Consider the following 9,468-nt stretch of genomic DNA (forward strand, 5'->3'; position numbering starts at 1 on the left):
CAGCTATCAATTCATTGAATTCTGCGCACCTGGCTCGTCGAAATGGTGAGCCGCCGATCCGCCTCATTTTCGAGACGCGGGCAAGAAACGCTCAAAATACCGATGGTTTGCCTCCATTGGCCGCCGCAACGAAGAGTCGCATCGAGTCCCAATCCAAGCGCAAACCACAGGCATTTTGGAGCCACTCAGCGCAATTTGAACCAGGGATTTCTGCATGCCGAATGATGAGTCGAGGACGGGGACGGAGCGTCTGAGACACTGGCTTGAAAGCGTTGGGCTCAGCCAATACACGGACCTCTTCGTCCGCCATCGCATCGATCTCGACATCCTGCCCCACCTGACCGAACCGGATCTGGCACAGATTGGACTGCCGCTCGGAGACCGCAAGCGGCTTCAGCGTGCAACGGCGTCCCTTTCCGGAATGGCCGCGCCAGCCGCGGGCCACACATTGCCCGCTACGGCAATCGTTGCGGAACGTCGCCAGCTCACCACGATGTTCTGCGACATGGTCGATTCCACCGCGCTCTCCGCACAGTTCGATCCCGAGGACGTGCGTGACATGATCGCGAGCTTTCGCGAAACCTGCGTGGGTGTGGTCAAACACTATGAAGGATTTGCCGCCCGCTTCGTCGGCGACGGCATCCTGGTCTATTTCGGCTACCCGAAGGCGCATGAGGACGATGCCGAGCGAGCGGTGCGGGCTGGTCTCGAGATCGTGCGGACATTGTCGACCGCGCCCGCGATCGAGCCGCTGGGTGCGCTCAACCATGCGCCCGCCGTCCGGATCGGCATCGCGACGGGACTGGTGGTCGTGGGCGACTTGGTCGGCCAGGGGACCGAGGAGCGCGATTCCGCGGTCGGCGAGACCGTCAATCTGGCGGCGCGATTGCAGGGCCTGGCGCCGCCGAACGGGGTGGTCATCTCGTCGTCGACGCAGTCGCTGTTGAAGGGAAAGTTCGACTATCGCAATCTCGGGGTCCATGCACTCAAGGGCATAGCCGGAAGAACACAGGCGTGGCATGTGGTACGGCCGTCGCGCGTGGAGACCCGCTTTGCCGCAGCCATCGGCTCCCGGCTGACGCCACTCGTCAATCGCGACGACGAGATCACGGTTCTGCTCGGCCGCTGGGAGCAGGCCAAGGCGGGCGACGGCCAAGTCGTGGTGCTGTTCGGGGAGCCGGGCATTGGCAAGTCGCGCATCGTCCAGGAAATCTTCGTGCGGATTGCGGGGGATCGGCACGGGCATGTCTCGTTCCAGTGTTCGCCCTACTACAGCTCGACGGCGTTCCATCCCTTCATCGAGCAGCTCAAATTTGCCCTGGGCCTCGACCGCGACGATGCTTCGGCCTCGTCTCTGTCGAGTCTCGAGCGGACCGTTGCGGCCGCGCATGGCGACATCGAGCAGATGACGCCGCTCTTTGCGGCGCTGCTGTCGATCCCGACCGGGGACCGCTATCCTCCGCTCGATCTGTCGCCGCAGCAGCAAAAGGACGCCATCGTCTCCGCCCTCATCAATCATCTCCTGGGCCTCGCGCACGATCAGCCGCTGGTGATCGCCTTCGAGGACGCCCATTGGATCGATCCGACATCCCGGGAGGTCATCGATCTGCTGGTGGAGCGGGTCCAGTACACGCCCATTCTCGTCGTCATCACCTGCCGTTCCGAATTCAAGCCGAGCTGGAGCGCTCACTCTCACATCGCGACGCTGGTGCTGAACAGGCTGAGCCGGCAGCAGCGGACGACCTTGGTCGAGCGGGTTGCCGGCAGCCGCAAAATGCCGAAGGAAGTCGTCGAGGACATCATCGTCAAGACCGATGGCGTGCCGCTGTTCGTCGAGGAGCTGACCAAAGCCGTTCTCGAAAGCGACCTTCTGACCGAGGAACGGGGAAATTATGTGCTCTCCGGTTCGTGGCGACCGCTGGCAATCCCGGCGACGCTGATGGATTCGCTGATGGCGCGTCTGGATCGGCTGGGCCCGTTCAAGCGGGTCGCACAGATCGGAGCCACCATCGGCCGGCAGTTCTCCTACGAGATGCTGAACGCTGTCGCCTCCGTACCAGCCGACCAGATCGAGGCGGCGCTCGATCGCCTGGAGGAGGCAGGGCTGATCGTCCGGCTGGGCCATCCGCCGGATGCGCTCTACTCGTTCAAGCACGTGATGGTCCAGGATGCAGCGCATGCGAGCCTGTTGCGCAGCGAGAGGAGACGGCTCCACGCGCGGATCGCGTCGGTGCTGGCTCAGAACTATCCGGAAAAGACCGAGCGCGAGCCGGAGCTTCTCGCCTATCATCTGACCGAATCCGATCAAAGCCAGCCGGCTGCAGCTTCCTGGATCAAGGCCGGCAGGCACGCCGCAAGGTTGGGAGCCTATTTGGAAGCGATCGGCCACCTGCGCCGTGGCCTAGCGGTCGTCCTCGGCAGTCCCGAGATGCCCGACCGCGATGAAATGGAGCTGGAGCTTCGCATTGCGCTGGGTAACGCGCTGATCGCTGCCAAAGGTTACGGCACACAGGAGGTGGAAGACAATTTTGCCCGAGGCCTCGAGCTCGGACGGCAGCTCGATGATGAAGACAAGGTGCTAGCGGCGATAAGAGGCCTTTGGATGCACCACTTCATTCGGGCTGACCTGACCAAGGCGCACGGTCTGAGTGCCGCACTCCTGAAATTCGCCAAACGGGAACGTCCGAGCGAGTTGCTGTCGAAGCAGACCCTGTACCTCGTGGAGGCCCACAGGTCGATCGCGGCGACCATGCTTTACCGCGGGCGGTTTCTGGCGGCGCAACATCATCTTCGTCGCTCCATCGAACTCGATGATCCGGTTCTGCATCGCGGTTCGGCGGAAAGGCTCCTCAATCCAGGCGTCATGTCGATGTCGTACCTCGGATACCTGCTATGGTTCCTGGGGCAGCCCGACACCGCGCGGCAGCACAGCGAGCAGGCGATTTCCGATGCCGAGCAAATGCGCCATCCTTTTACGCTGGCATTCGCGCAAGTGTTTGGCGCGTACCTTTGTCAGCATCTGCGCGACGTCACGGGCACCAGAGATTATGCCAGCCGCGCGATGACCATTTCATCGCAACACGGCTTTCTGCATTGGAAGCAACAGGCCACCATTCTGCATGGATGGGCGCTGACCGAGCTCGGGGACATGGATGCAGGTCTGAGCGAAATGCGCACGGGCGTCGAGGGTTATGAGGCGCAGAATTCCTGGCTCGCCAGTTGCTGGTTCAGATGCCTCCTCGCGCAAGGCTATGCGAGGGCCGGTCTGTCGGAAGCGGCCTTGCGCGCGCTCGATGGTGCCTTGACGGTCGCGAAGAGGACGGGCGATCACTTCTATCTGGCGGAGATCTACCGCCTGCAAGGGGAGTTCATCCGGGCCCATGCCGGACCAGCGGCCGACTCCGAGGAATTGTTCGTGCAGTCGCTGGAAGTCGCGCGCGGACAGAATGCCCGCTCGTGGGAGCTGCGGACAGCCGTCAGCCTGGCCCGCCTCTGGCGAGATTCCGACAAGCTTGAGCAGGCGGCGGACCTGCTTGTGCCTGTTGTCGGCAGGCTCCGTGAAGGGCTCGTCACGCCGGACGTGAAAGAAGCCATCGCGCTCGCAAGCGAGCTCGATATGCTGTCATCCAGAGATCAGCCATGGATCGCGCGAATCAATTCGATCCGACAGTGCCCGTGACCGGCATCGACATGCGACAGCGCACGCCGCCCGGTTCGAAGGCGAGATCGAACTCGCCGCCGAGGTCCGCCTCGACACAGCGCTCCATCAGCCGCGTGCCGAAGCCGCGGCGCATGGGCGGCGTGACTTTCGGGCCGCCGGATTCCACCCATTCATAATCGAGAATGGTGCCGTGCCCGGCATTCCGCAGGCTCCATCGCATCAAGAGCGTCCCATCCGGCGCCGACAAGGCACCGTACTTCGTCGCGTTGGTCAGGAGCTCGTTGAGAACCATCGTAAAGCTGAGCGCCGAGCGCGCATTGAGCGCGACGGGTGGACCTTCCATCCTGATCCGGCCATCCTCCGCAACAGCCGCCGTGATGTCCTCGACGAGCCGCTGGAGCGGAGCGTCCTGCCACTTGCGCTCGGTCAAGAGATCATGCGCACGAGAGAGCGCCAGCAACCGGCCCTCGAAGGTTCGATTGAAGTCGTCCAGACTGCTGGTATGGCGCGCGGTCTGGCCGGCGAGCGATTGCACCATCGCCAGGGTATTCTTGACGCGATGATTGAGCTCATCAATCAGGAGGGTTTGCGCCATTTCCGCGCGCTTGCGTTCGGTGATGTCGACCAGCATGTTGACTGCACCGATCAGCCTGCCCCCCGAATCGAATAGCGGCGTCGGATAGGGAATGAACGGCACGCGCGTGCCGTCCGGTCGCTCCGCGACAGCCTCCACTCCACGCACGGGCCGACCCTCCCGGAGCGCGATCGCCATCGGACATTGGTCGTGCGGCAGAGGCGTGCCGTCGGGCCAATAGAGCTTCCAGGTCACGCACCATTCGTCGCCGGGCAGCGGCGTGCGCCCGGCCATCTCGACGGCGGTCTTGTTGTAGAAGGTGATGCGGCCGTTTGCGTCGGTGGTGTAGAGTGCGGCGGGCAGCGCCTCGAGCAGATCGCGCATATGCTGCTCGCTCTCGCGAATCCGATCCTGCAATCGCTTGGCTTCCGTGACGTCGTGACTGACGCGAACGCCGTAGCGGAAGCGTCCCGCGCTGTCCGTGACCGAAGAGCTGAAGATCTCGAGATAACGCACGCTGCCGTCGGGGCGCAGGGCGCGCTTGCGGCAGGTGTAGCTTGGAATCTCGCCACGGACCTGTTGCTCATAGAGGGCAAGATCCGCGGCGCAATCTTCGGGATGAGTATAGTCGGAAAAGCTCATCCCCAGCAGCTCCTCACGGGATCTCCCGGTGATCTCGCTCAGATAATCGTTGACCCGGAGCAGCCGCCCATGTTCATCGGCCTCGGCGATGCCGACCTTGGCCGCTTGGTAGGTTGCAGCGAGGCGAGTCTCGCTCGCCTCGCGCGCCAGCTCGGCCACGCGCAGCCCGGTGACGTCAGTTGTAAAGCAGCGCGTGCTGACGAACTTGCCGTCCTCGACACGACTGTTGGAGGTGATCAGTACGTGCTTGATCGAGCCGTCCTTCGCGCGCAGGCGGGCAGGATAACGGTCCAGCCTTTCGCCGCAGGACAGTCGGTGGAGAATGTCGCCGATGACGGGGGCGTCCGCGTGAAATTCGGCCACATGGTGACCGATATACTCTTCGGCGCTGTAGCCCAGCAGATCGAGCTCGGCCTGATTGGCCCTGCGAATGATGCCGTCGCCACCCACGATATGGAGCCCGACCGCACTGTTCTCGAAGAAGTCCTCGAGATCCTTGGTCTTTGCACGAACCTCTTCCTCGATCTTCTTGCGATCTGAAACGTCCTGAAAGCAGTTGATTGCGCCCTGGATGCGGCCGGCGTGATCGCGCAGGGGACGGATGTTGACGAGCGCTGTGATCCGCGAGCCGTTCGGCCGTTCGATGGTGACCTCCGTGTTGCGCGTGGGAAGACCGAGCCGGACCGCATTGGCCATGGGGCACTCCGAATGCGGAAGCACGGTGCCGTCCATCCTGTAGAGACGATGGGACCCGCAGAACTTCTCGACGGAACCAAGCTCTGGAGTTCTGCCCCACAACTCCGCGGCTTCGCGGTTGTAGGTCACGATCCAGCCTTCACTATCGCAGACATAGACCGCGCCCGGAATGGCCTCGAGCGCTGCAGGAGCCGCCGCCACCAGGGCCTCGAATTCGGTCAGCTTGCGGGCAGAGAGCGGAAATTCCTCGACATTCGACATACTTAGCCCCGACGTGCCGCAGGCGGGCGCCTACGCAATCAGCTTGAACGCATCGAAGCCCAGAGCGTTCCAAGGCCCGCCAACCGCTGGTTGAGACTTGGCGGCGCCGAGTGCGGTCAAAGCGTCCGCGAGCGGCGCTCGACAGTCGGGCCTCACCCCTGTTGTGCCGACGCCAACGGCACGGCGCTCGACGACGGGCGCACCATGGTCTGGCCCTATTACGTCAACGGCCGCCCCAAGATCCGCTGCTTCATGCCCGACAGCATGACGTGATCCGGAACGGGCTCGGCAAGGTAAGAGAAGCTCACATCGATTGTCGGGCCGCCCGCACTTCGGCGAATTCGGCGTCGGGGTGGCTGACGATGGTGGCGACCATGATGCCGCTGATGATCAGCGACCAGGCGGTGTTCCAACAGATCCAAAACACGAGCCAGCCTCCCTTTTCCCTCTCTCACGCCCCGAGCTAACGGCAGAGCGATGCCGCCGTTCCCGGCGCGGGGCCTGCCGCGAGGGCGGCGGCAAGGAACTATTTTGGTTTGGTCGGCGGCGCCGCCCGATCGGTTTGGCCGGTGTGGCGCTTTGCCACGACGTCCGCATCGCGCTCGCCCTCGTGCGGGCGCGGCGGAAGCTTGGGCTGGCCGGCTTGACCGCCATGCTTGCCGCCCATGTCGGGCTTGCCTTCGAGATCGTTTGCGCGGGACATGTCGGTTCAATGCGTTCGCAGCGCATTGGTTCGCGACAGCATCGGCCGTTTTCGCCCTGTGAACGGCCTCATAGAACCGCCGCTCTTTGCAGTGCAGGATCGCTGACGCGGCCCTTGGCCTCGCGGCTTGCACCGATGGATTGGCCTGATGCGAAAACGACTCATCCTCTGGACCCTCATGACCTCCGCCCTGGTCGCGATCACCGTGTGGACTATGCTCGGGCCGCCGGACCAGCCGTCCGGGTTGCGTCTGCCCTCCCGAACCGCAGCGGCGCGCTGACCCGGCATCCCGCGACCGATGCGATTTCGGCATCGATCGATCCCCATTGGATTTTGGTGCGGCGTCGCTCCGCCCGCTATGCTCGCGGCAAAAACGATAATACCGCGAGCCAGCTTTCAGGAGGAGCCCATGCCGAGGTCTATGTCGAGACCGATGTCGAGACCGATCCGACGCATCGCATCGCGCGCGCCACGCGCTGCGATCGCCGCCGCCCTGTTCGCTTCGCTTACCCTCATTTCTGGAGTCCGTGCCGGTATGGCCGAAACCTTCGCCTATGTCGGCAATGCCGACAGCAACGACATCAGCGTGTTCAAGATGAGCGAGAGCGGCGAGATGACGCTCGTGCAGACGGCCGCCTTCAAGGGCGTCGAAAAGCCGGGCTCCTCGACACCGCTGGCGATCACGCCCGACCACCGTACGCTGATTGCCGGAATCCGCTCGCAGCCCACTCTCGCGGTGAGCTTTGCGATCGATCCCAGGACGGGCGAGCTCAGCCATCTCGGCAACGGACCGCTCGCCGACAGCATGGCCCATATCGCCATCGACCGCAGCGGCACATTCCTGTTCAGCGCCTCCTATGGCGGCAACAAGGTCGCGTTGAATCCGCTGCTTGGCAACGGCGTTGCCGGCGAGCCCAAGCAGGTGATCCCGACCGGGCTGAACGCCCACGCCTTCCTGCCCTCGCCCGACAACCGCTTCGCATTCGCGACCAATCTCGGCTCCGATCAGGTGCTGGCCTTCGCATTCGATGCCACGACCGGCACGCTGACGCCGAACGACCCGCCGGGGCGCAAGGTGCCGGAGAAATCGGGGCCGCGGCACTTCGTGTTTCATCCCGGCGGCAAGTTCGTCTATCTCCTCCACGAGCTGAACGGCGATGTCGCGGCCTTCACTTATGAAGCCAGGAGCGGCGCGTGGGACGAGATCCAGCGCACCACCGCGCTGCCGGAAGGGTTTTCGGGAAAAGAGCCTAATAAGAAACCTTGGGCGGCCGACATCCACATCACGCCGGACGGCCGCTTCCTCTACGCTTCCGAGCGCACCACCAGCACGCTCACCGCCTACAGGGTCGATGGCTCGAGCGGCAAGCTGACCACGATCGGCAGCGTGCCGACCGAGAAGCAACCGCGCGGCTTTCAGGTCGATCCCAGCGGCCGCTATCTCGCCGCGGTCGGCGAGCTCTCCGACAGCATGACGGTTCATGCCATCGACCAGGGCAGCGGCGCGCTGACCAAGCTGAAATCCTACCCCACCGGCAAGAAACCGAACTGGGTCGAGTTCCTGAAACTGCCGTGAGGAGCCATCGCCGACCTACGTAAACATCCGTAATTTCGCGAGGCCCGGCTTGGCGTCATATCTCGGTCATGGACCGGCAGATTGTCTTCAAATGCCCCCAGACGGGCCTGAACGTGCAGCATCGGCTTACCGACGAGCCGAGCGATCGCACGCACGTGTCGGTGTCGTGTCCGGCCTGCACGCGGCTGCATCTGATCGAGCGGGCCAGCGGCAAGCCGGTGGGTGAGCGGCGCCGCTGACGCCCGCCGCGCGCGACTCGAGCTCTTCGGAGCGAACCTGTTCTCCAATCCCGCGACTCATCAAAGACTTGCTTGTCAAAGACTTGCTTGCCGCGACTGCCGGCGGCGGCACGGCGTCCTGTTTCGGGACGACGCGGCCGTAGTGCGGGCGGCGGCCATCTGCTATCGATTGGAGGCATAGCCCAAGTGGAATTTACCCAATTGGAATTTCCGATGCGTCATTTGCCCCGCGCCGTTGTTCGAAACCTGTGCCCCGCAGCCGTCGCCGGCCTGCTCGTCCTCAGCCCCCATCCGGCCGGTGCCGCCGATGACGACGCGCCGAAGGGGCCGGCGGTCACGGTGCTGAAGGTCGCGAAATCCTGCTTCTCCGACGTCGTCGAAGCCACCGGCACGATCATCGCGCGTGAGGAAACCTCGGTGCGGCCCGAGCGGCCCGGCCTGAAGGTCACGGACGTGCTGGCGGAAGCCGGCGACACCACCACCGCCGGCCAGGTGCTGGCCCGGCTGGCGCTGCCCGAAGGCGGCACGCTTCAGGTCACCGCGCCCGTGGCGGGGGTGATCGCGACCTCGACCGCGCAGATCGGCAACTTCGCCTCGGCCAAGGGCGAGGCGCTGTTCACGATCGTGGCGCGCAGCGAGTACGACCTCGTCGGCCTCGTGGCCACCACCGATGTGCGCAAGCTCGCGGTCAATCAGCAGGCCACCGTGCGGATCCCAGGTGGCGGCGACATCAGCGGCAAGGTGCGCCGCATCGGACCGACCGTCGAGCCGAACATCCAGCAGGGCATGGTCTACATCGGCATCTCCTCGCAGAAGCGGCTGCTGCTGAATGGGAGCGGGCGCGCGCTGATCAAGACCGGGCAGAGCTGCAACGTGGCGGTGCCGCTGACCGCCGTGCAATATTCGTCCGCCGGCACCGTGGTGCAGGTGATCCGCCGCAACCGCGTCGAGACCAAGCGTGTCGAGGTCGGCTTGATGTCCGGCGGCAATATCGAGGTCCGCGACGGCCTCAGCGAGGGCGACGTCGTCGTCGCCCGCGCCGGTGCCTTGCTGCGCGAAGGCGATCCGGTGCGTCCCGTGATGGCGAGCGCGGAAGCGGCGAAGTAGGAGCAACGT

Annotated in this window: 9 protein-coding genes; 6 read left to right on the forward strand and 3 right to left on the reverse strand. The window is 64.2% G+C overall.

Annotated elements, in window-relative coordinates:
* The first annotated feature begins 214 nt into the window (after window positions 1-214).
* Window positions 215-3,679, forward strand: a complete 3,465-nt coding sequence (locus XF30_RS02005) for an ATP-binding protein (protein ID WP_109141784.1) — start codon at window positions 215-217, stop codon at window positions 3,677-3,679.
* On the opposite strand, the gene XF30_RS02010 is transcribed toward XF30_RS02005, so the two are convergent.
* Window positions 3,654-5,834, reverse strand: coding sequence for a PAS domain-containing sensor histidine kinase (locus XF30_RS02010; protein WP_109141785.1), 2,181 nt, complete (start codon window positions 5,832-5,834; stop codon window positions 3,654-3,656). The two genes, XF30_RS02005 and XF30_RS02010, sit on opposite strands and share 26 nt — an antisense overlap.
* Before the next feature lie 90 nt (window positions 5,835-5,924).
* On the opposite strand from XF30_RS02010, the gene XF30_RS02015 reads away from it, so the two are divergent.
* Window positions 5,925-6,107, forward strand: coding sequence for a hypothetical protein (locus XF30_RS02015; RefSeq protein ID WP_109141786.1), 183 nt, complete (start codon window positions 5,925-5,927; stop codon window positions 6,105-6,107).
* 31 nt (window positions 6,108-6,138) lie between these two features.
* On the opposite strand, the gene XF30_RS39745 is transcribed toward XF30_RS02015, so the two are convergent.
* Window positions 6,139-6,261 (reverse strand): hypothetical protein, encoded by a 123-nt coding sequence (locus tag XF30_RS39745; RefSeq protein WP_260345449.1) that lies wholly within the window; start codon window positions 6,259-6,261, stop codon window positions 6,139-6,141.
* A gap of 99 nt (window positions 6,262-6,360) precedes the next feature.
* The gene (locus XF30_RS37975) at window positions 6,361-6,537 is read right to left on the reverse strand and encodes a hypothetical protein (protein ID WP_156447317.1); all 177 of its coding nucleotides are present in this window, start codon (window positions 6,535-6,537) and stop codon (window positions 6,361-6,363) included.
* Window positions 6,538-6,685: 148 nt separating this feature from the next.
* On the opposite strand from XF30_RS37975, the gene XF30_RS39750 reads away from it, so the two are divergent.
* The 4 genes from XF30_RS39750 to XF30_RS02030 all read left to right on the forward strand — a co-directional run bounded on the left by XF30_RS39750 (window position 6,686) and on the right by XF30_RS02030 (window position 9,459).
* Window positions 6,686-6,817 (forward strand): hypothetical protein, encoded by a 132-nt coding sequence (locus XF30_RS39750; protein WP_260345447.1) that lies wholly within the window; start codon window positions 6,686-6,688, stop codon window positions 6,815-6,817.
* 255 nt (window positions 6,818-7,072) lie between these two features.
* Complete coding sequence (locus XF30_RS02025) at window positions 7,073-8,113, forward strand: lactonase family protein (protein ID WP_244608860.1); 1,041 nt, start codon at window positions 7,073-7,075, stop codon at window positions 8,111-8,113.
* 68 nt (window positions 8,114-8,181) lie between these two features.
* Window positions 8,182-8,352, forward strand: a complete 171-nt coding sequence (locus tag XF30_RS38385; protein WP_167361671.1) for a hypothetical protein — start codon at window positions 8,182-8,184, stop codon at window positions 8,350-8,352.
* 213 nt (window positions 8,353-8,565) lie between these two features.
* Complete coding sequence (locus tag XF30_RS02030; protein WP_036015950.1) at window positions 8,566-9,459, forward strand: efflux RND transporter periplasmic adaptor subunit; 894 nt, start codon at window positions 8,566-8,568, stop codon at window positions 9,457-9,459.
* Window positions 9,460-9,468: the final 9 nt, after the last annotated feature.

Source organism: Bradyrhizobium sp. SUTN9-2, assembly GCF_003122645.1.
GTDB classification, from domain to species: Bacteria; Pseudomonadota; Alphaproteobacteria; order Rhizobiales; family Xanthobacteraceae; genus Bradyrhizobium; species Bradyrhizobium yuanmingense.